Source organism: Pseudomonas sp. rhizo66 (assembly GCF_031931925.1).
Lineage (GTDB): Bacteria > Pseudomonadota > Gammaproteobacteria > Pseudomonadales > Pseudomonadaceae > Aquipseudomonas.
This window is the reverse complement of sequence record NZ_JAUJWZ010000008.1, coordinates 162,404-187,115: the sequence shown is the minus strand read 5'-3', so window position 1 is coordinate 187,115 and position 24,712 is coordinate 162,404. Positions and strand designations below refer to the sequence as shown.

Annotated in this window: 18 protein-coding genes; 5 read left to right on the top strand and 13 right to left on the bottom strand. The window is 60.0% G+C overall.

Annotated elements, in window-relative coordinates:
* Positions 1-57: 57 nt before the first annotated feature.
* Positions 58-957: a LysR family transcriptional regulator gene (locus QZR14_RS12175; protein ID WP_093439300.1), complete on the bottom strand. Its 900-nt coding sequence runs from the start codon at positions 955-957 to the stop codon at positions 58-60.
* Positions 958-1,155: 198 nt separating this feature from the next.
* Here QZR14_RS12175 and QZR14_RS12170 point away from each other — a divergent pair, with 198 nt between their 5' ends.
* Together QZR14_RS12170 and QZR14_RS12165 are read left to right on the top strand one after the other, a co-directional pair.
* Positions 1,156-2,175, top strand: coding sequence for an alpha/beta hydrolase (locus tag QZR14_RS12170; RefSeq protein ID WP_311996672.1), 1,020 nt, complete (start codon positions 1,156-1,158; stop codon positions 2,173-2,175).
* Between the two features lie 108 nt (positions 2,176-2,283).
* On the top strand, positions 2,284-3,711 hold the full coding sequence (locus tag QZR14_RS12165) for a mechanosensitive ion channel family protein (RefSeq protein ID WP_250607222.1): 1,428 nt from the start codon (positions 2,284-2,286) through the stop codon (positions 3,709-3,711).
* A gap of 317 nt (positions 3,712-4,028) precedes the next feature.
* Here the strand turns inward: QZR14_RS12165 and ycaC are convergent, their stop codons facing one another.
* The 10 genes from ycaC to QZR14_RS12115 form a co-directional block, all read right to left on the bottom strand.
* The gene (ycaC, locus tag QZR14_RS12160) at positions 4,029-4,652 is read right to left on the bottom strand and encodes an isochorismate family cysteine hydrolase YcaC (RefSeq protein WP_250607223.1); all 624 of its coding nucleotides are present in this window, start codon (positions 4,650-4,652) and stop codon (positions 4,029-4,031) included.
* Positions 4,653-4,722: 70 nt separating this feature from the next.
* Positions 4,723-6,561 carry an amidohydrolase gene (locus tag QZR14_RS12155; protein WP_099758574.1) on the bottom strand — a complete coding sequence of 613 codons (1,839 nt, stop codon included), beginning with the start codon at positions 6,559-6,561 and terminating at the stop codon, positions 4,723-4,725.
* Positions 6,562-6,604: 43 nt separating this feature from the next.
* Positions 6,605-7,231, bottom strand: a complete 627-nt coding sequence (locus tag QZR14_RS12150) for an antibiotic biosynthesis monooxygenase (RefSeq protein ID WP_250607224.1) — start codon at positions 7,229-7,231, stop codon at positions 6,605-6,607.
* On the bottom strand, positions 7,224-7,637 hold the full coding sequence (locus QZR14_RS12145; RefSeq protein WP_232391774.1) for a DoxX family protein: 414 nt from the start codon (positions 7,635-7,637) through the stop codon (positions 7,224-7,226). The genes QZR14_RS12150 and QZR14_RS12145 overlap by 8 nt, the downstream gene beginning before the upstream one ends.
* A gap of 255 nt (positions 7,638-7,892) precedes the next feature.
* Positions 7,893-8,252: a DUF6124 family protein gene (locus QZR14_RS12140; RefSeq protein WP_250607225.1), complete on the bottom strand. Its 360-nt coding sequence runs from the start codon at positions 8,250-8,252 to the stop codon at positions 7,893-7,895.
* A 491-nt stretch (positions 8,253-8,743) separates the two neighbouring features.
* Positions 8,744-10,360 carry a hypothetical protein gene (locus QZR14_RS12135; RefSeq protein ID WP_311996671.1) on the bottom strand — a complete coding sequence of 539 codons (1,617 nt, stop codon included), beginning with the start codon at positions 10,358-10,360 and terminating at the stop codon, positions 8,744-8,746.
* A gap of 5 nt (positions 10,361-10,365) precedes the next feature.
* Positions 10,366-11,301 carry an Ig-like domain-containing protein gene (locus QZR14_RS12130; RefSeq protein WP_311996670.1) on the bottom strand — a complete coding sequence of 312 codons (936 nt, stop codon included), beginning with the start codon at positions 11,299-11,301 and terminating at the stop codon, positions 10,366-10,368.
* Positions 11,302-11,369: 68 nt separating this feature from the next.
* Positions 11,370-15,416 (bottom strand): RCC1 domain-containing protein, encoded by a 4,047-nt coding sequence (locus tag QZR14_RS12125; RefSeq protein WP_311996669.1) that lies wholly within the window; start codon positions 15,414-15,416, stop codon positions 11,370-11,372.
* A gap of 159 nt (positions 15,417-15,575) precedes the next feature.
* Complete coding sequence (locus QZR14_RS12120; protein WP_311996668.1) at positions 15,576-16,520, bottom strand: LysR family transcriptional regulator; 945 nt, start codon at positions 16,518-16,520, stop codon at positions 15,576-15,578.
* A 54-nt stretch (positions 16,521-16,574) separates the two neighbouring features.
* Positions 16,575-17,558: an MBL fold metallo-hydrolase gene (locus QZR14_RS12115; RefSeq protein ID WP_311996667.1), complete on the bottom strand. Its 984-nt coding sequence runs from the start codon at positions 17,556-17,558 to the stop codon at positions 16,575-16,577.
* Between the two features lie 248 nt (positions 17,559-17,806).
* Here QZR14_RS12115 and QZR14_RS12110 point away from each other — a divergent pair, with 248 nt between their 5' ends.
* Positions 17,807-18,238, top strand: coding sequence for a helix-turn-helix domain-containing protein (locus tag QZR14_RS12110; protein WP_250607228.1), 432 nt, complete (start codon positions 17,807-17,809; stop codon positions 18,236-18,238).
* A 124-nt stretch (positions 18,239-18,362) separates the two neighbouring features.
* A complete protein-coding gene (locus QZR14_RS12105; protein ID WP_311996666.1) occupies positions 18,363-21,251 on the top strand; it encodes an ATP-binding protein in 2,889 nt (962 codons plus the stop codon).
* Here the strand turns inward: QZR14_RS12105 and QZR14_RS12100 are convergent.
* Positions 21,228-22,685 carry an ATP-binding protein gene (locus QZR14_RS12100; RefSeq protein WP_311996665.1) on the bottom strand — a complete coding sequence of 486 codons (1,458 nt, stop codon included), beginning with the start codon at positions 22,683-22,685 and terminating at the stop codon, positions 21,228-21,230. The two genes, QZR14_RS12105 and QZR14_RS12100, sit on opposite strands and share 24 nt — an antisense overlap.
* A 90-nt stretch (positions 22,686-22,775) precedes the next feature.
* A complete protein-coding gene (locus QZR14_RS12095; RefSeq protein ID WP_311996664.1) occupies positions 22,776-23,726 on the bottom strand; it encodes a GlxA family transcriptional regulator in 951 nt (316 codons plus the stop codon).
* 215 nt (positions 23,727-23,941) lie between these two features.
* Here QZR14_RS12095 and QZR14_RS12090 point away from each other — a divergent pair, with 215 nt between their 5' ends.
* Positions 23,942-24,664 (top strand): pirin family protein, encoded by a 723-nt coding sequence (locus tag QZR14_RS12090; RefSeq protein WP_311996663.1) that lies wholly within the window; start codon positions 23,942-23,944, stop codon positions 24,662-24,664.
* The last annotated feature ends 48 nt before the right edge of the window (positions 24,665-24,712 follow it).

Here is a 24,712-nt window from a genome sequence, read left to right as displayed (position 1 = left end):
CTTGTGGCATACGCAGATCAAGCAGGCTCACTCCTACAGTTTTGATGTGCGTAAGGCTCAGAGGGCGACGTGGCTCTCGTTCAACCGTTCACGCAAAAATTCAACCAGCGCCTGCACCGGCCTTGAAGCCTGACGATGCTGCGGATACACCGCCGATAACGTCAGCGGCTCCGGGCGCAGATCATCCAGCACCGGCACCAGCCGGCCATCCTTCAACGCCGCGCCAACAATAAACGTCGGCAAATAGGTAATGCCCATCCCCTGTACCGCCGCATCCCTGAGCAACTCGCCGTTGTTCACGCGCATGCGTCCAGTGACATTGACCAACAGCGGCTTGCCCTGCCCCGCATTAAACCGCCATTGCACCGAACGCCCATGGCCGTAAGGCAGGCAGTCATGGCTGTGCAGATCTTCAGGCTTGAGCGGCGTGCCGCGCTCGGCGAGGTACGCCGGACTGGCGCAGTACACCCGCTCGATCGACGCAATGCGCCGGGCAATCAGGGTCGAGTCTTCAAGCACGCCAATGCGCAACGCCAGATCGTAGCCCTCACCGAGCAAATCCACCGGCCGATCACTCAGATCGACCTCTACCGTAACCTCGCGATAGCGCTGCAAGAACAGCGGCAGCAGACACCCCAGATGCGCCACGGCAAACGACAGCGGCGCGCTCAGACGAATCGTCCCGCGTGGCTCGGCGGTTTGCCCGGCGATGCCCTGCTCCACTTGTTCGACCTCACCCAACAGGCGCAACGCCGATTCGTAATAACTCTGCCCCAGCGGCGTCACGTCCAGGCGCCGCGTCGAGCGGTTCAACAACCGCACGCCGAGGCGCTCCTCCAATTGCATCAAACGTCGGCTCACGAACTGCTTGGACAGGCCCAGTTGATCAGCCGCGGAGGTGAAGCTGCCGGAGTCCATGACCTGGCAAAAAATACGCATGTCTTCGAACGGGTTCATTGTCACTCTCTGGTGGACAGTTAAACGCTTTATAGCCGCTTTTTCACTTTCAGGCAGCTCATTAATCTGTGCTCACGGTTTAAAAACAACCCCAAACCTGTAGGAGCTGCCGAAGGCTGCGATCTTTTAAAGATCAAAAGATCGCAGCCTTCGGCAGCTCCTACAGGGCACACAACTCATCAAAAAATGGAATTAAGCATGAACATCACCAAAACCCTCACCGCTTCCCTCCTCGCCCTGTCCATCGGCAACGCCTTCGCCGCCGAAAACAGCGGTGTCGAGCACAACACCCAAGCCTTCCTCGACGCCCTCGCCGCCGGTGGTGGCAAACCGCTGGAGCAGCTGAGCCCGAAAGACGCCCGTGCGGTGCTGACCGGCGCGCAGGCTTCGGTGAAAGTGGATCTGTCCGGTGTTGAAGTCAGTGACAAATCGATCAAGGTCGATGGCCAGACCATCAACCTGAAAGTGGTGCGTCCGGCCAAGGTCAAAGGCGAGTTGCCGGTGTTCATGTTCTTCCACGGTGGCGGCTGGGTACTCGGTGATTACCCGACGCACCAACGCTTGATTCGTGATCTGGTGGTGGGTTCCGGTGCAGTAGCCGTCTACGTCGACTACACGCCGTCGCCGGAAGCGCAATACCCGACCGCAATCAACCAGGCCTACGCCGCGACGAAATGGGTGGCTGAGCACGGCAAGGACATCGGTGTCGACGGCAAGCGTCTGGCAGTAGCGGGCAACAGCGTCGGCGGCAACATGGCGGCGGTCGTGGCGTTGATGGCCAAGGAACAGAAAGCCCCTGCCCTGCGCTTCCAGCTGCTGATGTGGCCGGTGACCAATGCGCAGTTCGACGACGGTTCGTACCAGCAATTTGCCGAGGGCCATTTCCTTACCAAGGGCATGATGCAGTGGTTCTGGGACAACTACACCACCAACCCGGCCGAACGTGCGCAGATCCATGCCTCGCCGCTCAACGCCAGCGCCGAACAGCTCAAGGGTTTGCCTGCCGCGCTGGTGCAGACCGCCGAATTCGACGTGCTGCGTGACGAAGGCGAAGGCTATGCGCGGCATCTGGATGCAGCCGGCGTGCCGGTGACCTCGGTGCGCTACAACGGGATGATTCATGACTTCGGCCTGCTCAACCCGCTGAGCCAGATTCCGGAAGTGAAGGCAGCGGTGCGTCAGGCGGCGGCTGAGCTGAAGACTCATCTGAATCCATAAAAGCGAAAGATCGCAGCCTGCGGCAGCTCCTACCCTGGAATACGATTCCCTGTAGGAGCTGCCGCAGGCTGCGATCTTTTTTCTCACTAGCGTCGCGGAGTACCGGTCATGACTCTTTTCTACGCCCACCTGCTGTCCTGGAGCGCCGTTCTGCTGCTGCTCGACGCGGTGCTCTGGCACTTCTCGCCCTTCAGCCATCGCGCCCCGAGAGTGGGTGTGCGGCTGGTGCTGTTTCTGGCGTTCACGGCGCTGGTGATCAACGCCGGCGTCAGTCCGTTGCAAGCACCACAATTCACCGATGATCGCGTGGCGCAGCTGGGGGCGACGGCGCTGGGGATTCTCTGGTGGCTGTACGCAGCACGGGTGCTGACCGAAGTGATCGGTCTGGCGCTGATGCGCCGCATCGGCCATAGCGGTCGGTTGCTGCAGGACGTCATTGGTGCACTGGTGTTTCTGGTGGCCATCGTTGCGGCCGCCGGCTACGTGCTGGAGCTGCCAGTGAAAGGCTTGCTGGCGACTTCGGGTGTGGTGGCCATCGTTGTCGGTCTGGCATTGCAAAGCACCTTGGCCGATGTGTTTTCCGGGATCGTGCTCAACACCACCAAGCCGTATCAGGTGGATGATTTCGTGGTGATCGACGGCGTCGAAGGCAAAGTCTTCGACATCGATTGGCGCGCCACACATCTGTTGACCAGCGCCGGGACCATGGCGGTGGTGCCGAACTCGGTGGCGGCCAAGGCGAAGATCGTCAACCTCAGCCGCCCGAACAACATGCACGGCGTGTCGATCAGCATTCAGGTGCCGAATCACATCCGCCCGCGACGGGTACTGGATGCACTTGATCGCACCTTGCAGGGCAGCAGTTCGCTGTTGCTGACGCCAGCGCCGAAAGCCGTGCTGAAAGAGGCCGGCGAAACCATGTCGGAATACGTCGCCAGCGGCTTCATCGCCGAGCTTGGCAAGAAAAGCGAAGTGCGCAATCAACTGTTCGACCTCGCCCACCGGCATCTCGAAGCGGCGGGCATTTCACGGCATCCGGACGGCGTGATCGAACCGTCGACCCGTGCTCGTGCGTTGCTCGATGAAGTGAAAATATTCCGCTCCCTGAGCAGTGAGGAACGCGATCGCCTCGCCGAATCGATGGTTGCCCAACAGTACTCGGCCGGCCAGGTGGTGCTGGGTCTGGATGAAGTGCCGGACAGTCTGTTTGTGATCGCCACGGGGGTGGTCAGTGCGACGGTGCCGGACGGTGACAACAAGGTCGAAGCCGGGCGGATGGGGCCGAGTGAGGTCATGGGTGAGCAGAGCATTCTGGCGGATACGCCGTCGCAGGCGACGTTCACGGCGTTGACGTCGAGCATCATCTATCGCCTCGACAAGAACCTCACCCGTCAGTGCATGGAGCAGCGCACGGAGGTGGGTCGGGCGTTGAATAAATTGCAGGCGGTGCGCCAGCAGAACAGTCGCCTCGCGTTGATGGCCAAACCGGTGGCGGTGAGGAAAGGTGGGTTTCTCGGTTGGCTGCAGAAGCGTTGAAGCGGCAAGATCAAGATCAAAAGCCTCCCCCTCACCCCAGCCCTCTCCCCTAAAGGGGCGAGGGGGAAAGGGAGCAGACCGCATGCAATTCAGAACCTGAGTTCGGCTCGGCATTGCAGGTCGGCGTATCCCGAAAGAACCCCTCGGTCAGTCCCCTCTCCCCGAGACCTCGAAGGGAAAGGGAGCCGATCTTCAAGCTGTTCAAAACTGAAGTTCGGCTCGGTATTGCAGGTCGGTGTACCTCGAAAGAACCCCTCGGTCAGTCCCCTCTCCCTCCGGGAGAGGGTTAGGGTGAGGGGCTCTTCAAGATCAGCCGATTACTTGGCAGTGAACTTGGTATAGCTGTTGATCAGGTTGCGATAGTTCGGCAGACGCTCGGACAGCAGATGCGCCAAACCTTCCATGTCGTTGCGCCAGTCGCCCTGCAGCTCGCACGCTACCGAGAACCAGTTCAGCAGGTGGGCACCCGCCGCCGACATCCGCGCCCACGCCGCTTGTTGCACGGTGGTGTTGAAGGTGCCCGACGAGTCAGTCACGACAAACACTTCGTAGCCTTCAGCAATCGCCGAAAGGGTCGGGAACGCTACGCAAACGTCCGTCACCACACCGGCGATGATCAGTTGCTTGCGGCCGGTAGCCTTGATCGCTTTAACGAAATCTTCGTTGTCCCAGGCATTGATCTGGCCCGGGCGCTGAATGAACGGCGCATCCGGAAACTGCTCGCGCAGCTCAGGCACCAGCGGGCCGTTGGGACCAGCATCGAAACTGGTGGTGAGGATGGTCGGCAGCTTGAAGAACTTGGCGATATCGCCCAGCGCCAGCACGTTGTTCTTGAATTCGTTCGGAGTGAAATCCTGGACCAACGAGATCAGACCGGTCTGGTGATCGACCAGCAGTACGACCGCATCATCTTTGTTCAGACGTGTGTAAGGAACGCTCATGGCAAAACTCCTGGTAGACGGATGGATGAAACGTGAAGCGTCGACCGGATGACCGGCGCTTCAGGGGAAATCAGAAAGCGAAGCAGGAACAACCGAACGCGCCCCAGAAACCGGCGAAGTCACTGACCGGTGCGTTGGACATCCGCGCCTTTTCATGGCTGTGGGTGTGCACCGCACACGGCCCGCTGCACTGGTGAACCTGCGCCTGCAACGGCGAATTCGGCCGCCAGTGGCCCGGGACTTTCACCACCGGTGACCAGTCCGGCAGCACTGGAATCGAGCGCGGGCCGAGGTCTTCGAAGTCGCCGGCGGCGTAAACAATCTTGCCGCCAACCACGGTCATCACCGATTCGATCCACTTGATCGCTTCTTCCTCGACATGGAAGAAATCCGCGCTCAGCGCCGCCAGATCCGCCAGTTGCCCGACCTTGATCTGGCCCTTCTTGCCCTGCTCCGAGGAGAACCAGGCGCTGCCGTGAGTAAACAGTTCCAGCGCGGTCGCGCGCGGCAAACCTTCTTCGTACAAGGCCAGGCCGCCAACGGTGCGACCGCTGACCATCCAGTACAGCGAAGTCCACGGGTTGTAGCTGGACACCCGCGTGGCGTCGGTGCCGGCGCCGACCGGTACGCCTTCGGCGAGCATGCGTTTGATCGGCGGCGTGGCCTCGGCGGCTTGTTTGCCGTAACGATCCACAAAATATTCGCCCTGGAACGCCATGCGATCCTGAATCGCAATGCCGCCGCCCAGCGCCTTCACCCGCTCGATGTTCTGCGGGGTGATGGTCTCAGCGTGATCGAAGAACCACGGCAATCCGTTGAACGGAATGTCACGGTTGACCTTCTCGAACACGTCGAGCATGCGGCTGATCGACTCGTTGTAGGTCGCGTGCAAACGGAACGGCCAGCGCTGCTCGACCAGGTGGCGCACCACCGGCTCCAGCTCTTCTTCCATGGTTTGCGGCAGATCCGGGCGCGGTTCGAGGAAGTCCTCGAAGTCTGCCGCCGAGAACACCAGCATCTCGCCGGCGCCGTTGTGGCGCAGGAAGTCGTCGCCCTGATGCAATTTCACGCTGCCGGTCCAGTTCTGGAAATCGCTCAGCTCTTCTTTCGGCTTCTGGGTGAACAGGTTGTAGGCGATGCGCACGGTCAACTGGTCGTCCTTGGCCAGTTGCTCGATCACCTGATAATCGTCCGGGTAGTTCTGGAAACCGCCGCCGGCATCGATCGCGCTGGTCAGGCCGAGGCGATTGAGTTCGCGCATGAACTGGCGGGTCGAGTTGACCTGATATTCCAGCGGCAGCTTCGGCCCCTTGGCCAGCGTCGAGTAGAGGATCATCGCGTTGGGCCGCGCAACGAGCATGCCGGTCGGGTTGCCGTTGGCATCGCGGACGATCTCGCCACCCGGCGGGTTCGGCGTGTCGCGGGTGTAGCCGGCAACGCGCAACGCGGCGCGGTTGAGCAAGGCGCGGTCATACAGGTGCAGGATGAACACCGGGGTGTCCGGTGCGGCCTGGTTGATTTCTTCAAGGGTCGGCATGCGTTTTTCGGCGAACTGGAATTCGTTCCAGCCGCCGACCACGCGCACCCATTGCGGGGTCGGCGTGCGGTCAGCCTGATCCTTGAGCATGCGCAGCGCGTCGGCCAGCGACGGCACGCCTTCCCAGCGCAGTTCGAGGTTGTAATTCAACCCGCCACGGATCAAGTGCAGGTGCGAGTCGTTGAGGCCGGGGATCACGCAGCGGCCATGCATATCGACCACTTGCGTGTTCGGCCCGCGCAGGGCCATGGCCTGGTTGTCATTGCCGACGACGACGAAACGGCCGTCGGTGATGGCCACGGCACTGGCCAGTGGTTTGGTGCGGTCTACGGTATGAAACTGGCCATTGAATAAAATCAGATCGGCGCTCATCGCAGTTCCTCAAGCAAAGTGAAAAGGTGCGAACCCCGCGCGCTTAGCGTGGCGAGGTTTCTTGGGAATCGAGGTGTTCATGGGCCTGGCTGGCTTCGAGCCATGGCGAAAACAAACGGGTGACCGGCGGCATCACCACGTACACCACCGACAGGACGATGGTCAGGGTGATCAGGAAAGTAGCGACCACATAGTTGGAAAGAAGCGGATGCAGCGCCAGCAGCGGCCCCCAGATCAGTGGCACGAGCAAGGTGTGCGGCAGAATCACCAGCAGCGTGACCACCGCTTGTTTCCAGCGCGGCGGCGGCGAAGCGGCATCGGCCAGTGGCGTAAACCAGAATTCATTGATCGGCGCGACTTCGGTCTGATCGCCATCAGCCAGCATTGGCGCCGCTTCGGCGACCAGCGCCTGACGCTGCGACGACTCAAGCCACCCCTGCATCGCTTCGGTGCTGCTGAAGCGCAGCACACACGTGTAGAAATCGAGGCGCCCGCGCTTGCCGCGCACCACGTCCACACCCAAATGCCCCTCACGCTGCCCCGCCACGCGGACGATATTGCGCAGCCAGGCCTCATACGCTGACTCGAAACCGGCCTTGACCCGGTGCTTGATGATCAGCGTGACCGTCTCATCGGCCCCCGGTGTTTGTGGATTGAGGACTTCAGGCATAACGCAGCACTCCGGGCAAACGAACAGGAATCACCAGCCGTCCCGGCCCGGCGATCAACACAGTGGCGAACAGGATCAACAGCAACCAGCCGAACTGCCCCTCAGCCACACTCCATTGCGGATGCACGACCAACAACGCCACCAGCAGCACAAATAGAATAGGCAAGCACGCCAATCGCGCCAGCACCCCGGCGACGATCAGTAGTGGACAGAGGACTTCGGCGAAGATCGCCAGGATCAGGGTTAGGTGAGATCCAAGGTGGAACGGGTCTTCGATCAGCTGCAGTTGCGCGGTGAAATCCAGCAGCTTGGGCAAGCCGTGCACCCACAGCAAAAACAACCCGCCGCTGACCCGCAGGAACAGCAAACCGATGTCGCGTGCCCGTTCATCTGTTGAGGCATTCATGACCCGACCCTTGATATGTCATTGGCTGGAATCATGCCAATGATGGTCGGGAGGAAATTGGATGGGTGTGCTCAGTTCTTGCGATCAACCAGGTTGCCCGGAACGCCGAAGAACTCTGTGGGAGCTGGCTTGCCAGCGATAGCGGAGTGTCAGGCGACGTCGCTGTTGGCTGAGCTGACGCCATCGCTGGCAAGCCAGCTCCCACAGGGTTTCTGAGCGCCCCAAGTTCCGTGTGGGAACGATCAGTGGTCCGGGTTAGCCCGGTAACTCCAGGTTATCCAGCACCCGATTCACCGCCAGCTCACCGAGCATGATCAACTGCGCAATCCCCAACAGCGCCCGGCGCTGCGGCGCGGGCAACAGGTGAGCGACGTCCTGGGCGATGGTCTTGGCCGAGGCGAGTGTTTCGCTGGCATCGGTCAGCAGTTCTTCGGCTTTGGTGTCGGCGGTTACGGCATACATACCGCGAGTTCTGCGTGGCGGTGGCGTGGCGCCGGGTGGCAGGAGGTAATGGTCGAGCGCGCGGTCGGCGGCTTCGTGGAGCTTTCGGGAATCGATGGATTCGTAGGGGGATGTGGGGTCTATGTCGGGCGGGTTGGGTGTGACTTTGAACATGGTGAATCTCCTTTTTAGAACCGGGATCACCACGTCCTGTCGCTAAACAGGATGGGTGGCGACCGTATGCAGGTTAGCGAACCGGTAAAAAGGCAACCCGGTAGACCCGAAGGTCTCCCGCATACAGCCGCCATAGCGAAGTGCAGACGATAGCCTGCAACGAAGCATGGGGCGCTGATGCACTTTTTTTGGTCCGAGTCGCTAAACCCGATCGCTGAGTTTTCAGCGACCGCTAAACGATAGAGACCCGACCACAAGGGCACAAGCCGGCGGATTCTGGCGTAGCTGTAGGCAAAGGCGCAAGGTTGCGTAGCCTGAAAGAGTGTCTGATGGTGTTACTTAAACAGCGACGTTTAAAGCACCGACAACTAAAGAATCACACCGCCCCCTTGTGGTGTTTGTGAGATCTGCGCAGAGATTTAAACCGCTGGGATATCCAGCGATACCGCGATGGACTGGTCTGAGGTTGGCGAGTGCATTGGCCACTGTGTTCACCGAGCGTTACCACGGGTCAATGCCGGCTGTTCCGGACTCAACCATTGATCGGCAGGATCGTAATCGAACCTGTAGCTGCTGCTTGTCGTGTTCCAGCTCACTTGAACGATGGGCAGAAAGCGTCCTGTCTGCTGGAAGTAATCCCACTGAAAAAACCGAGCCTTCGGGCGTCCCGAGGCCGCGACATAAAAGAACGCTTCCAGCGGCAGTTGCGCAGGTATGTCCTGAGGCCAGTTGGCGATAATGACTTCGTTGTGTATTCCCTGATCCGCCGCAGTCAACCTGGATCGGGCCTCAACACTCACCGCGAACTCGGCCTGGGTACCCCTGAGACTGCAGCCGTGATATCGACTGGGCTGTGCGTAAAAATGAGTGATCACCGCATCCACACCACTGATTCCTTGCTCATCGCACGGTTTGCTTTTTTCGGGAGATTCGGAATGACCGTTGCAGCTGTCGCTTCGATAAAAAGTGGCACCATCGAAGGGGAAAGAGCAACGTAACGTCAGCGGATATGCCGTCGGAAAGGCCAGTTCTTTCATGATCAGGCCTTCATTTTTTGCCCATGCAAGACGGGGCAAATGCACATCGGCACGCAGATAGGAAAAAGACACACCATTGCGCTCAATCGAACCGGGGCTGGGGTTCCAGGCATGAAAGTTCGGTGAGGCGTCGGTGGTGCGGATCAGCACACCGTTGCAGTTGTAAGCGGCGGTATTGCCCCGGCATGCCATCGACGTATCGGCGTAACGAGCATTGAGTCGCGCCGCCACTTCATAACCACTGTAAACCTGCTCCCTGAGATCGAAACCGAACACGGCATCGGGACCGTACATCAGGTCAGTACGCATGATGGGCAACCAGTCGCCGGTCGCGATGAAGTAAGCCCGCTGATCTCTCTGCGCGCCGAGTAACGCGGCGGGTTGCGTCATGTCGTAGTAAAGACCTTGTAGCGGCAGTTGTTTCGGCGCACTGACATCCCAGTTGCGCAACTGCACCTGCATCGACCGAGCCGACCATTCGTTGTCAATGCCTTGATGTGCCAGCAGGCTGGCCTTGAACTGTGCAGGGTCAAGACTGCTCAATGAACACTGCTTTGCCGTTTGCAAATCCTGCTGATGAAAATGCGTCAACCAGCTCTCGGCATCGGTCACGCCTTGGGCAGCGCAAGAATTGCTGTCACGTCCTGACGTCACTGTGCCGCAGCCAAAGTCCGGTCGATTGCCATCCAGTGCCAGTTCGAATGGATACGTACATAACACGTCCAGCGATCGACCCAGCCCTATGGCAGTGAATGAATCACTGAAGACGACGCCGTTGGCTAATGACAAGGTGCGAGTCCCCAAGTCACTGCGCAGATAAACCAAAGCCTCGGCCCCCAGCTGCGTGGCGACCTCACCGTGTTTCCAGAACTCAAGAGCCGGATCACCACCGCGCATTAGCACCCCGCTGCAAAAATACGCCGGGTTGGCGCCTGCGCATTCTGCCGTGGTGTTCTGATAGCGTCTGTTGAGCAACTGCGCGGTTTCCGGGCCGGTGGCGGCGAGAACCGGACCGCTGAGCAACAGCAATGCCAGCAGGTATCGGGTTATCTGCATCCGTGCGCCTTGCATGGCTTCTACCCCCTGCCCTTTTGACGCTTCGCTTGAGTCGCGCTAACCCCTAGGACTTGCCAATACGTGTCCTTGTTGTGCGCACTGGCATTGTCATTGACCGAATCGCCGTTAAGGTAATAGGTCCAAGCGGTGCCGGCTCCCAACTCATCGCCGGTCCATACGGAATAACTCAGCCACTCAAGGTAATCGGCCACGGGGCCGGCGTCGGGAAAGTACAGCGTCCACATGCGTTTGATCTGGGACAGCGTGACAGGCTGCAATTTTGCTGTTTCGCACAGTCTGAGCATCCCCTGCCAATCCGCGCTGTCAGTGAGGAAGTGCACTTCAACAATCCCCTTGACCGTCAACGGGTAGGTTCGAGTCTGGCTCTGGCTGTCGGTGGCGCTGATGTCACAGTCGCCATTGCGAAGGGCAGTGACTTCCCCCGTCTGCTCATCGACACTTGCAATGGCCGGATCGCTGCTGGTGTATTGATAGGGGCCACTCCCCCACTGCGCCAGTCGCGTCATTCGGGCGGCGGCGGGTAACTTCACCGGCGGTTTGTCTACTGACACCACGTAGTTGTGAGCACTCAGATCGAGGGTCGCTTGCGCGTCGAAACCTGACTGCAATAAAAGATTCAGCGTTTGCGACGGCGCACGATCGCCGTCATGGAACTGCACTTCGTAGTGAATGGGGACGATGTCATTCGCGTCGACGACCAGATCACTGCCGAGCACGGTAAAGGTGACGTCTTTGCCAACAGCAGTGGAACCAATCGGGATGTCATCGGTGTAATCCTCACCGACAAACAGATACACATGATCACGGTAGGCCATGTCGTCATAGGGTTTGATTCTGACCGTCACGCCTTTGGCTGGAATGTTCGCAGGATCGAGTACATCGCCGGGCGCTCCGTCTACTGACGGTTTGAGCGGGGCGTTGGTTTTTTTACGCATGGCGACACCTCAACGGCGCCTGTCGAGCACCGTATTTCGGATTTTAAGGAAAGCTCTATGGCGGACGTTCAACGCCCGGTATTAAGCTCGGCCCAGCGACTGGCCAGAAGTGCCCGGCCTCTGGAGGTCGGGGTGGCGTGATAAGACACCCTGCCCCTCAGTCGATCCTGTACGGCGCTGCTGTCCCCGCCGCCATCGGCATGTCCCCAGGTCACGACTCGACCATCAGCGGTGAGCGCAGTAAACCCATGAGTGTTGTTGTAAAGCGCTTGTACCTGAGTCAGCTCAGTGACGACCGTCGAGGTGTCGCCACCCACGGCCACATTCCCCCAGGCAACCACTGTGCCGTTCTTGCGCAACGCGGCAAAAGCCATGGAGGAACCACACACTTGAACAATGTCATCAAGCACCGCGATTTCGGCAGGCACCAGACCACCCTCCGCGGGGGTACCCCACGCCACCACATGGCCGTTGCCTCGGCGCGCCGCAAATGCGCGCCAAGTAGAACTGACCTCGACAATGTCCGTGAGACCGCCGATCAGCGAGTCAATCGTCCCGCCGTACCCGGCCGTTCCCCAAGCAACCACCTGCCCGGTGGCACGCCTTGCAGTGAAGGCTTGCGCATTGGCACAGCTCAATTCGATGATGTCGGTCAGAGAAGCAATTTCAGCCGGCACAACGCCGCCATAGGTGGCGTGGCCCCAGCCGACAATCCGTCCATTGCCACGATGCGCGGCAAAGGCACCAAAGCTGCCGATCAGATTGTCGATATCGGTCAACCCTGCAATCTCACCGGGAACCACCCCACCGTTTGCCGCCAGGCCCCAGGCCACAACATTCCCGGCGGTCCGTTTTGCTGCAAAAGCCTGACCCGCCGCCGCCACTCGAACAATATCCGTCAGTGCGCTGATTTCTACGGGAACACTACCTCCATCGGCAGGTGTGCCCCAGGCAACCACCTGCCCGGTCGTCTTCAACCCGGTGAACGCGGTCGCATTACCGATGACTTCGACAAAACCCAGCGGATCTATACCGCTCATGCTTCCGCCCTCGGCGGCGGTTCCCCAGGCGACAACTGCACTATTGGCGCGGCGAGCCGCATAAGCGCTGCGCGTGCAGCTCACCTCAACGATGTCATCCATGGTGATGATGGTCGGAGGAATACTGGCGCCGTACGCAGCATTGCCCCAACCGGCGACATCCCCGACATCTCGGTGAGCGACGAAAGCCGCGAAACCTGTGACCGTGGTATCGATCCCGTTGCCAACGATATTCGCCGAGTTGAGCGTGACCAGATCATCGGCTGTGCGCACTTGCAGCGGCTGCTGCGGTGAGGTGTCGCGCCAGGTGGCAGCGGTCATCCACTCTGTGTCCGAAGCGTACTTCCACTGCGCTTGCAGCGGCTGCCCCGTGGTGGCGTTGAATGCGCTCAGTACACGAGTGGCACTGGATGCGCGATAAGTACTGCGGTTATAACGGGCGCCCATAATCTTCAGGGTACCGCTGCCAATGACCCGGCGAACATCGTAAACCGTCGGCACAGAGGGGCCATCGGTCCCTCCCGCCTTGCGCTTGACCTCATAACTCAACGCGATGCTGTCATCGAGGTTAGCGCTGATCACCGCGTGGGCCGCCTTGATCACGCTGAGTTCTTTGTCGGTCTCTGCTGCCAGAACCGTGTGGTTGTAAGGGGTGGTGGTTTTGCCGACCACGGTCACGGTGATTTCATCGTCGGTCTTCAGTTGAGCCGTCGCCGGGATCACCACCGTTGCGCCGTTGGGGTAGACGTCGTCCGGGTTCAACTGATCTTTCTGCGAACCCGTGGCCTCCCTGAAGGTGGCTACCGGTAGCCGGAACTCTTGCGCTTGCACGTCAAAGTCATAAGGTTTGCCGTCTGCCTCGCCGCCGTCAAACAACTCGACCCGATAATCGACAGTCACTTTTTTGTTCAAGCTGGCCTGCACAATTGGCAGATCCACAGTGAACTCGATCGGCTTGCCCCTGTTATTGCTACTGACCGCTTTGTCATCGGTGTGCTTGACCACTCCATCTGACGAAGCCCAGGTCATATAGAAGTGATCGCCGGCATTGTTGGGGTCATTGGCCGGTATTTCGACGGTCGCTCCGTCTGGAGCATTGGCCGGGTCGAGAATATCATCGAGCGCCTGCACTACGCGGGCCGGATCCAGCAATTGCGTGGACTCGCCGACGAAGAACACGAGGGGGTTGGAATAACTGAATGTGTCTGTTTCCTTGCGCCAAATGTTGTACTTGGCCGTGATCCTGGCACCGCGATTTGGCTCGATATGCTCGTTCACAAACGTCTCGCTGAGTCGGAATGACACGTCGCTGTTCTCGTTGAGCGCAGTAATGTCGATGGAGTCGCCGGTCTTGCCTGATTGTTCCCCATTCCATTCGAAAGTCACCTTATCGCCGCGTTTCGTCGGCGTGACGATGGGTTTGGGAACGGTCAGCCGACCAACGCCATTGGGTAAATCATCAGGCTCCAGAGAGCCATTATTTTCCCCCAGCACGATCGGCTTGACCAACTCGAATTCTGGCTCGCCTACGTTCAGCGGTGCCGCAGGACGCGACACGCGCCTGACAATTTCGTCGTTCCCATCCACACTCAGATGGACGTACGACAGCACCAGTGTTCCGCCCTCAATGGTCTTCAAGTGCAAGCCTTCGACAGCGAGGAAAAAACCGATCAGGTCGGCGATTTCCTCCCGGCTTGGTATATATCTTTCGAATTCCGGGATATAGACACTGCCATCCGGTCGTTTACCGAACCATACCAGTTCAAACGCATCGCCATAGTTGAACAGCGGATTAAAGCGAATCAGAATCCGGGTACGTGCCAGGTCAGGATCAATAGCGCCTTGGTTTTCATCTTCTGCAACAGGGGCGTCCAGGCGCGTGGCCTCACCGTTGACTTGTACGAACTGGCCTTTGGATTGCAGCGGATCAGCAATCCCCTCGCGCTCGACCTCATAAGAAAAAATCACCTGGGTTGTGACAAGCCTGCGCAGATCCGCATTCTCGAACTCGAACTCATAGGTGTGGGGAAGATTGTCGACCTCCTGCCTCGGCGCAGTGAACGTGACGGCTTCACCGTCGGCGGTGGTACCGCTGACTTTTACTTCAATCCAGTCCTGATGTTTGAATTCGCTCGAGGTTGCCCAGACCTGAACAACGACGTTTTTATCACCCAACCGGTCAAGGTCGAGAACATTGTTGAGCGCATCCTTGGCAATAGGGGCAACCAGCCTATTGGTGTTGAGCGAAACCCTGATCCGGGTTTCTTTACACCAGTCCTCCGAATAGTTGTGGACGATATCGCGCACGCGAAAGCTCACGGCCAGGCCCACCGCATCGGTATCACCCGCTTTTTCTATAATCGCCCGCTTGACGTAAATCGTGATGGGATTCTTCACCGGATCACTGATTTGCTCCGCCGTCACCGGGTCGCCCCAGATAAAAATGCCACCCCAACTGATCTGAGGCTGGTCGCCCACGGCAATCTCAGGATAGGGTTCGCCGCTACCGGATGCGTTTCGAATGACGATAGGCACACCCGCTTTCGGCGCATCCGGATTACCCTCATCATCCGGGTCCACCGGAATGTTGTCGCTGTCCACTCCGCCAGAGACAAATTCTGGCGGGATGAACATGTACAGATTGGAATGCCCCGGCCCCTCTTCCGTATCCTGTCCGCCGGGAATTTCGAGCTTGACAAAAATTTTCAATGGCGGCGTGTACGTCTCGGCGGGATCCAGGCCTAGTCGCTTTACCCAATAGTCGATTTCATGGGAGCCCGAAGCAAGATGACGGGGAGCAACGAACAGGGTCGCACGCTGATCAGATTCTGCTTGATCACGGATGATGTACCGATCCACCTCGACAGAGCCTTTCCTGAGCACCACCAGGTCGCCTTTATTCTTGATCGTCCATGGGCTGAGGTAGACCTGCAATCCATCGTCCGGATAGATCCCTTGCGCCGCAGCGCGATTGATCCCCCACTCCCCCGAGGGAAGAATGGGAAGCGTACGACCGGTAATATCCGGCTCGGCAAGTGCCAGCGTTGCGATCTGTTTTTTAAGTCGTAAAAGCATGACAAACACTCCTGCCAGAGGATCGGCGACGGAGTGATTAAAGGCTGGGAAATCGGCAATCGTCACCTGTCAGATCTGACAGGTGCAGAGCAGTTTCCGACGAGCGGCGAGGTGAGAATAGTGGAAATCCGTGAACGTTCGCAGCCCCGCCCGGCGAACTCAAGTCTTGCTTTCGAAGCGCTCGGCCGCTGGAATATTCAGCGGCGCCGCCATGAACTGACTGATCCGCGAGCGTAACCATTTCTCCGCCGGATCGTTGTCATGCACCCCGCTCCACGCCATCGACAATTGCGCCGCATCGATCGGGAACGGTGGATCTTCGGCGCGCAACGCACACCCTTCAACCAGCGCGCAGGCCGCGTAATCCGGCACGGTGGCGATCATCTCGGTGCCGGCGAGCAAGGCGCGCAAACCGCTGAACTGTGGCACGCCCAGCACCACACGGCGGGTACGACCGACCTTGGCCAGGTCCATGTCGATGTTTCCGCTCAAGTCGCCGGAGAACGACACCATCGCATGCGGGCGCTCGCAGTATTCGTCGAGCGTCAACGGCCCCGGGCGGTCGTCACCGCGCAGGACTTTGCAGGGAATGTCGCGTAGTTTTTTGCGCTTGGCGTTGGCCGGCAACTCAGTGGTGTAGCTGACGCCTACGGAAATCTCCCCAGAGGCCAACAGCGTCGGCATCAGCAGGTAGTTGGCGCGGCGCACCACCACGACAATCCCCGGCGCCTCTTGCTGAAGCTGGCGCAACAACGGTGGAAACAGCCCGAACTCAGCGTCGTCCGACAGGCCGATGCGAAACACGTCGCAACTGCTCGCCGGTTCGAACTCCTTGGCCCGGCTGACCGCGCCGGAAATAACGTCCATCGCCGGTTGCAGCTCTTTGAGAATCGCCAGCGCCCGCGCGGTCGGCTCCATGCCGCGACCGTTGCGCAGCAGTAACGGATCGTCGAACAGATCGCGCAAACGGCCCAACGCAGCGCTGACAGCCGGTTGCCCCATGAACAGTTTTTCGGCGACGCGGGTCAGGTTCTTTTCGAACATCAGCGCTTCGAAAATCACCAGCAGGTTCATGTCGACGCGACGCAGATCGTTACGGTTCATGGGCATGTTTTCCTTTTCGGTGTCAGCTGCTTTTGCGAGTAGGCGCTGAGCACTTTACTCGATTAACGGTACCTTGGCCGCGCGCTTGTATGGACCGTATTCCACGGGCACCCACTGAAAGTGTTTGCCTTGCGCGGTGATGTGACCGATCCCCGGGAACGGCAGGTGCGCCGCCGTCACCCACGTCTTACTGGCGACCGCCGCGCTGAAGACCGCCTGACGCGCGTTGATCGCTTGCGCACTGTTGACGTCAAAGCCGATCGACACTTCCGGATGCTCAAACTGCACAGCGAGGTTATGCACCAGATCCCCCATGAAGACGATGCTCTGATTCTGCGAGGTGAAACGGTAGGTGGTGCTGCCTGGCGTATGGCCGGCTTCGAGTGTCGCTTCGACTATTCCCGGCAACGGCGACTGGCCAGCGGCGAAGGTCTTGAAACGTCCGGCGGCGACGTAGGACGCAGTGGAGTCCTGGGCGATCTTGAAAAACGCTCTGGCGCCGGCGGGCGCTTTCGCCAGCGCGGACGGGTCGAGCCAGTAATCCGCTTCAGCCTTGGCGGCGTACACCGTGGCATGGGTGAACAACGCTTGTTTCTGTGCATCGACCAGACCACAGACATGATCAAGGTGCAGGTGCGTCAGCAAGATCGTATCGACCTGCTCTGGCTGGTAGCCGGCCGCCTGCATATTCGCCACGAGTTGCCCGGCGGTGGCGCCAATGCATTGCCCGGCGCCGCTGTCGACCAGAATCAGTTGCTTGCCGGTATTGACCAGAAAAGCATTGAACGCCGTCTGGACACCCGGGGTTTCAATCGAACGGCGCGCCAGCAGTGCGCGGATCCGGGCCTGACTCATGCCCTGCAACAGCTTCGGCGACAGGTCGTTGTAGCCATCGAACAACGCGGTGACCTCGTAATCCCCCACGGCCAGGCGGAAATAGCCCGGCGCCTGAGTGCCCTGCTGTGGTGCCTGCGCCATGGCACCGGAAATCACCAGCGCGCACGTCAGCGCCGTCGCTGCTTTAAGGATGCCTTTCATTTGATTCCCCTTGAATCTGCCGATTGCGGCGCCCCATCGGTTCGCCACGCTTGCAGTCATCGTGCCGCAAACCGTGGGGCGCAGACTTGCAGGGATGTGCTGAGTTCAGGCCAATGCGCTGGAATTAACAACGATTAACTCGTCAGCCTGCCGCCCTCGGCCAACAATGAAACCCACTGCGCAGCGTTGTTTTTTTGACCTGAGGGGATGCACCGATCGTGCATTCCCCATCGACACGGACTTTGGCCATGGCTCATTTACAGCACAGCGTCGCCCTCGCCCCTGCCAACGAACCACGCAAGACCGGGGTCGGCGGACTCAGTCCGCAACGTGAAAGACAGGTCAAACAACTGATCCTCGAACGCCTCGGCGAAAGCCTCGAGGTCACCGAACTGGCCCGCGCCTGTTCGTTGTCGCGCAGCCATTTTTCCCGCGCCTTCAAATGCAGCACCGGGGTGTCGCCGCAGGACTGGATTCGCACCCAGCGCCTCGCGCGGGCCAAGCTGCTGATCCAGCACACCGACCTGAGCCTGACGCAAATCAGCCTGGAATGCGGGTTCTGCGATCAGGCGCATTTCTGCCATATGTTTACCCGCAGCGAGGGCATCAATCCGTTTGCCTGGCGCTGCCAGATCATGCGTGAACCCACAGCTCAACGTTCACAACCCGCCGTGTTTTGATCGCGGCTCCCGTTGCACTGACGCTCAAACCTGAGGATTATGCCGGGACACCCCGGATTAGAGGCCTGCGCACGCACCCGGCCCTACTCCGCTTTGTCCGCCGCTGCACCGCAGGAGTGAGCTGTTGAGTCTTTCCCCGAATCAGGCCCTCGGTTTTGGCCCCTATCGGATTCATCCCGGCCAACGCCTGGTGCTCGAAGGCGAGCAGCCGCTGCGCCTGGGCCGACGGGCGATGGACATCCTCCTGATTCTCCTGGCCAATGCCGGCGACGTGGTGAGCAAGCAGCAACTGATGGCCGGGGTCTGGCCGGACAGCGTGGTCGAGGACATCAACCTGCGCGTGCACATGGCGGCACTGCGCAAAGCCCTCGGTGACGGTCAGGCCGGCCAGCGTTACATCATCACCGTGGCGCAACGCGGTTACAGTTTCGTCGCCCCGGTTCTACCGCAATCCATGGAGGAGCGTCCTGTGGGCGATGCTGGCGGTCGGCACAATTTGCCCTTGCGGCGCACGCGGATGCTCGGTCGCCAGGCGCTCGTCGACAGCTTGATGACGCAGTTGCCGCGCCAACGCTGCATCACCTTGGTCGGTCCCGGCGGGATCGGCAAGACCACGGTGGCCTTGCGCGTGGCCGAGCAATTGATCGGTCAATACCGCGACGGTATTCGGCTGGTGGACCTGGCACCGCTCAGCGATCCCAGGCTGATTTGCTCACACTTGGCCACCCTGCTCGATCTGCCACTCCCCGAAGGCGATCCGCTGGCGGCGCTGGTCAATGGCCTGCAGCAGCGGCAAATGCTTTTGCTGCTCGACAACTGCGAACACCTGATCGATGCCGTCGCGATGCTCAGCGAAAGCATTCTGCGCGGGGCGCCGAAGGTGCATATCCTCGCCACCAGCCGCGAGAGCCTGCGCGCTGAAGGCGAATTTGTGCAGCGTCTCGATTCCCTTGAATACCCGTCGATGAGCGCGACATTGAACCGTCAGCAGGCGCTGGATTATTCGGCGCTGCAACTGTTCATCGAACGGGCCACGGCCGCGCAGGAAAGCTTCGAACTGAGCGACGCACAGTTGCCGCAAGTGATCGAGATCTGCCACCGACTCGACGGTATTCCACTGGCGCTGGAGCTGGCGGCCGCGCAGGTCGCCGAATTGGGCCTGGAAGGTTTGCTGAGCCAATTGCAGGGCCGTTTGCCACCGCTGGCTGCGGGTAATCAGAGCAGTCTCGAGCGCCATCTCACCCTGCGCGCCACGCTGGACTGGAGTTTCAACCTGCTCGACGCTTGCGAGCAAACCTGCCTGCGTCGTCTGGGCGTGTTTTGCGGTGGTTTTACCTTGGAGTCAGCGGCGGCAGTGATCGTCGGCCAACAGATCGACCCCGGTGTGGTGTTTGTGTCGATCACTCAACTGGTGGCCAAATCCCTGCTCAGCGTCGAGGTCGGAGACGAAGAGGTGTTCTATCGCTTGCTCGACACGACCCGTCGTTATGCACAGGAAAAACTCGAGCACGCCGCCGAATGCGAGGAAACCCGCGAACGCCATGCCGAACGCTGCCTGGCATTGATGCAGCAGGCGCAAAGCGATTGGGAAATGATACCGACGGCGTTGTGGATCGAGCGCTATGCCCGCGGACTGGAAGATCTGCGCGCGGCGCTGGACTGGAGCCTGAACGGTGTCGGCCCGGGCGGCCTGGGAATTCGCCTGACAGCAGCGTCGGCGCCCCTGTGGCAAGAATTGTCGCTGCTCAAGGAGTATGGCGGCTATGTGCGCCGGGCACTGAGCCTGCTTGATGAACTCGGCGAACCCTGCCCGCGTCTGAAAACTTCCCTGAAACTCGCCCTTGGCAGCGCCTGCTATCACACGTGGGGGGGCACCCCGGAGACCATCCAGGCGTTCGTCGAAGCTCGCCAGTTGGCCCTCGAACACGGCGACGTCGCCGGGCAATTGCGCGCGGTGTCCGGGCACATGGCGGTCAACCTCAGTTGCGGGCACTACCGCATGGCGCTGACGCAGAGTGAGCACTTCGATCGCCTCGGCGTACACGGCGACCCGTTGTTGTCACTGAGTACCCACCGTTTGCGCGTGCTGGCCCTGCACTATGCCGGCGACCAGCCACAAGCGCGCATTCATGCCGAACAGGTGCTGCAGCGCATGGCACAGAGCGGCCACGTCAACCGCTTCACTCACGGTTTTGGCGTGCAGTACGATCAGAGCGTCGCGTCGCTGACGGTGCTGGCGCGAGTGCTATGGATGCAGGGATTGCCGGAGCAAGCGTGGCATACGGCGCGACTGGCTCTGGATATTGCCGTGCAGATCGACCATGGCACCTCGATTTGTTACACCCTGGCATTGGCCAGTTGCCTGATCGCTCATTACAACGGCGATCAGCAGAACGCCCGGGCGCTGTTGCAATTGCTGCTGGAGCAATCGCAGAAGCATTCGGTGCTGCTGTTCAACACGTGGGCGCGGCACTACGCGCAGGTGATCGACACGCAAACCAGCCTGCCCGTGCCGAAGGACAGCAGTGGGCTGATTCGGGAAATCATGGTGACGCTGGATGGCCGATTTGTGGATGACGCACTGTTTGAGCGAGCGTTGAGTGGTGATGCGGGGTGGAGCTCGGCGGAGATTTTGCGGGCTCGGGCGGATGCGCTATTGAAGGACGATCCGGGTTGTCTGGACGGGACCCTTCGCGAGCAGGCTCGCTCTCACAGGGATCCTGGGTGTACTCAGACCCCATGTGGGAGCGAGCCTGCTCGCGAAGAGGTTCTTCAGGAAGCCGAAGCACTCCTGCACCAATCCCTGACCGTCGCCCGCAGCCAAGGCGCGCTCGCCTGGGAACTGCGCAGTGCCACCTCACTGGCGCAACTCTGGCAGCGCCAATCGCGCTGCCAGGAGGCGCTGGATTTGCTCACGCCGATCTACCAGCGCTTCACCGAGGGCTATGCGACCCCGGACTTGCGCAAGGTACGCTTGCTCATCGACGAACTACGCGTGCACCTGCACGCCTGAGGTTTGGCGAATCCGGCTGATATAACGCGAATGACGACGTTCAAGATCAATCCCTTCACCGCTACGCTCCAGTTGCTCGCGGGCATAGCAGCGAGTGGTGTGGAGCATTCGGTATCGGCCAGCACTGCCACCCCGCTCCACCACCAGCAATGACTGGCGTGCCAGGCCTTCAATGAGCGCGGCAAGCCGCGACGGCGCCAATTGCGGGCAACTGATCACCGCCAGTGCCGCCTCCAGGGTAAACGCCATTTTGAACACCGATAAACGCTGCAGTGCGCGTTGCTCTTGCGCGCTCAAGCGTTGATAGCTCCAGTCGAGTGCCGCCTGCATGGATTGGTGGCGGGGTACAGCGGTGCGCCGGCCATGGCTGAGCACGTGCAGACCATTGCTGATTTGCGTCTGCAAGCCGACCAACGCCAAGGCATCGATCTGCGCCGCCGCCAGTTCGATCGCCAGCGGTAACCCGTCGAGTTGGCGACAGATCTCCAGGACGGCTTTGACATCCTGCTCACGCAGGCGGAAATCGTGCTGTCGCGCCCGTGCGCGGCTGACAAACAACTGCACCGCAGAATGGCCCATGGCTTCAGCGATGCAATCGCCTGCCGAGCGTTTCGGCAGGGTCAGCGGTGGCACGCACTGAAGGGTTTCCAGACTTACCTGCAAGGCCTCGCGGCTGCTGGCGAGGATCGACAGTCGGGGAGCGGCCTCAAGCAACGTTTCAACCGCTGCTCGGCAGGCATCGCGACGGTGATCACAGTTATCGAGCAACAGCAATGCATGGCGAGTCGACAGTCCGGGCAAATCGCTTGCGAAGATGCGCAGCACATGATCGAGCAGCGCTGTGTCGTCGTCGATCGAACTCAGATCGATCTGCCACACGCCATCTCGGTAGTACTGCAACAGCAGTTCCGCGACCCGCAACACGACAGTGGATTTACCCACCCCGGCCGCGCCTGTGAGGGTCATCAGCCGACACAGCGGCATTTGCCGCACCAGCCCGCCGACCAGCGAATCGCGCCCGGCGACCGGAGTCAGTCGTGCCGGCAGATTATGCTGGGGCGTTTGCAGGGCCTCGAACGCCACTTGCGCGACGCGGTCGCAGCGCACCGGGGCGATAAAGCTGTAACCGCATTGCGGCACGTTAACGATGTAGCGCTGCCCGTTTTCACCGTCACCCAAGGCGCGCCGGAGCGCGGCGATGTGCACGCGCAGGTTGATCTCCTCGACCACCGACGTCGGCCACACCAGGGCAATCAATTGCTCCTTCGTGACCACTCGCCCGGCACGCTCGACCAGCACCTGCAGAATGTCCAGCGCGCGACCGCCCATGCGCAGTGGCCGATCTCCGTGGAGTATCAGCCGTTGGCGCAGATGGAAGGCGTAAGGGCCGAAATGCAGCACCGACGCCGCGTTCAAATCGATGAGGCTATCCATGCCAGCTATCTTGGCAGCCTCAGATGACGCGACAAGTGCTACACGGGACGCAGCACGGACATACGGGTGCGCCAGACGGACAGCAGCGCTCTAGCTGAACTGTTCGCGGTATTGCGCGGGCGTCAGGCCGAGCTTTTCAGCGAACAGCGAACGCATGTGCCGCACACTGCCGAAACCACTTTTGTAAGCTACGGTTTTAAGGGGCAGATCGCTGGTTTCCAGCAGGTTTCGCGCGCAATCGATGCGCGCACTTTGCAGAAACTCCATGGGCGTCATGTTGATGTCGCGGGTGAACATTCGCGCGAAGTGCCGCGCACTCATGTTGGCAATCGCCGCCATGCGCTCGACCGTGAAGGCTTCGTCGAGGTGTTCCAGCACGTAACTCTGCGCGCGGGTGATCGGCGTTTCCTGCGGTGCCACGGCAGCCATCAGCGGGCTGAACTGCGCCTGCCCGCCCTGCCGCTTCATCACCACCAGCAGAACTTTGGCCACATCCTGCGCGAGTTTCTTGCCATGATCGCGAGCGACCACGGCAAGCGCCATATCGATCCCCGCCGTAACGCCTCCCGAGGTGATCAGATTGCGATCCTCGACATAGATCTGATCGGTCGTGACATGGGCTTTCGGGAATCCCTTGATCAGACGTTCGGTGTAATTCCAGTGCGTGGTGACACGGTAACCGTCAAGCAAACCGGCGTGCCCCAGAACAAAGGCGCCAGTGCAGATGGATCCGTAGTACTCGACGCGCCGGACTGCGTCTTTGAGCCAGGCAAACAACGACGGAAATTGTTGGTTGTAGGCACCGGGGCCACCCGGCACCAGCAGCAAGTCAAAACGTTCGGTGTCATCGCCAATGGTCCGGTCGGCCTGCACCATCACACCATTGGAGGCCCGCAGCGGGCCGGCTTCGGTGCCAAGGGTGATCAATTGATAATGCGCATCGGGCTTCAGATAGCGATTGGCAACCGAAAAAACCTCCAATGGCCCGGCCATGTCGAGCAGAAGAAAGTCGGGAAACAGCACCATTGCCACGGTTTTCATGGGAAGACATCACTTAAATCAGAAAGACATGATACAGACCAGACATTATGGCCAACTGTAGCCGTTTGAGCGCAAAAGTTTTGTGTGACGGCTATCGCAAAACTGTCAACCTTGAAGGGACAGTCTTTCAATTTTCACCTACTTATTGCGCAATCCAGTAAACAGTAACCTTCTCCTCACTCGGACGAATTCACGTCCCGCAAGGAGATTTCATCATGCTGACCCTTCGCAAAGCCTCCGATCGTGGCCTCGCCAATCATGGCTGGTTGAAGTCCTTTCACACCTTTTCCTTCGCCAGCTATCGCAACCCTCGTGAGCAGGGTTTCTCCGACCTGCTGGTGATTAATGATGACCGCGTTGCCGCCGGCAAAGGCTTCGGCCAGCACCCGCATCGCGACATGGAGATATTTTCCTACGTGCTGGAAGGCGCGCTGGAACACAAGGACACGCTCGGCACCGGTTCGGTCATTCGCCCGGGCGACGTGCAGTTGATGAGCGCCGGCAGCGGCGTGGCGCACAGCGAGTTCAACCACTCGGCGACCAAACCGGTGCACTTCCTGCAGATCTGGATCGTGCCGGATGTCAGCGGCGCCAAACCGCGCTATCAACAGGAACATTTCAGCGCACAGAAAAAACGCGGTCGCCTGCAATTGATCATCTCGCCGGACGGCAACGACGGTTCGCTGAAAGTGCGCCAGGATGCACGTGTCTTCGCCGGCCTGTTCGACGGCAAGGAAAGCGCCACACTGCAACTGCCAGCCAACCGCTACGCCTATGTGCATGTTGCACGCGGCAGCGTTGAACTCAATGGCCAGCCATTGCACGAGGGTGACGGCGTGCGGGTTCGCGAGGAACAGTTGCTGAGCTTGAGCAACGGTGTCGATGCCGAGGTGCTGGTATTCGACTTGCGGCCACAGGAGTTGCCAGAGATGCCATGACGCGGTGTTTCAATGCCCACCAAAAACGGCCTTCCTGGAAGGCCGTTT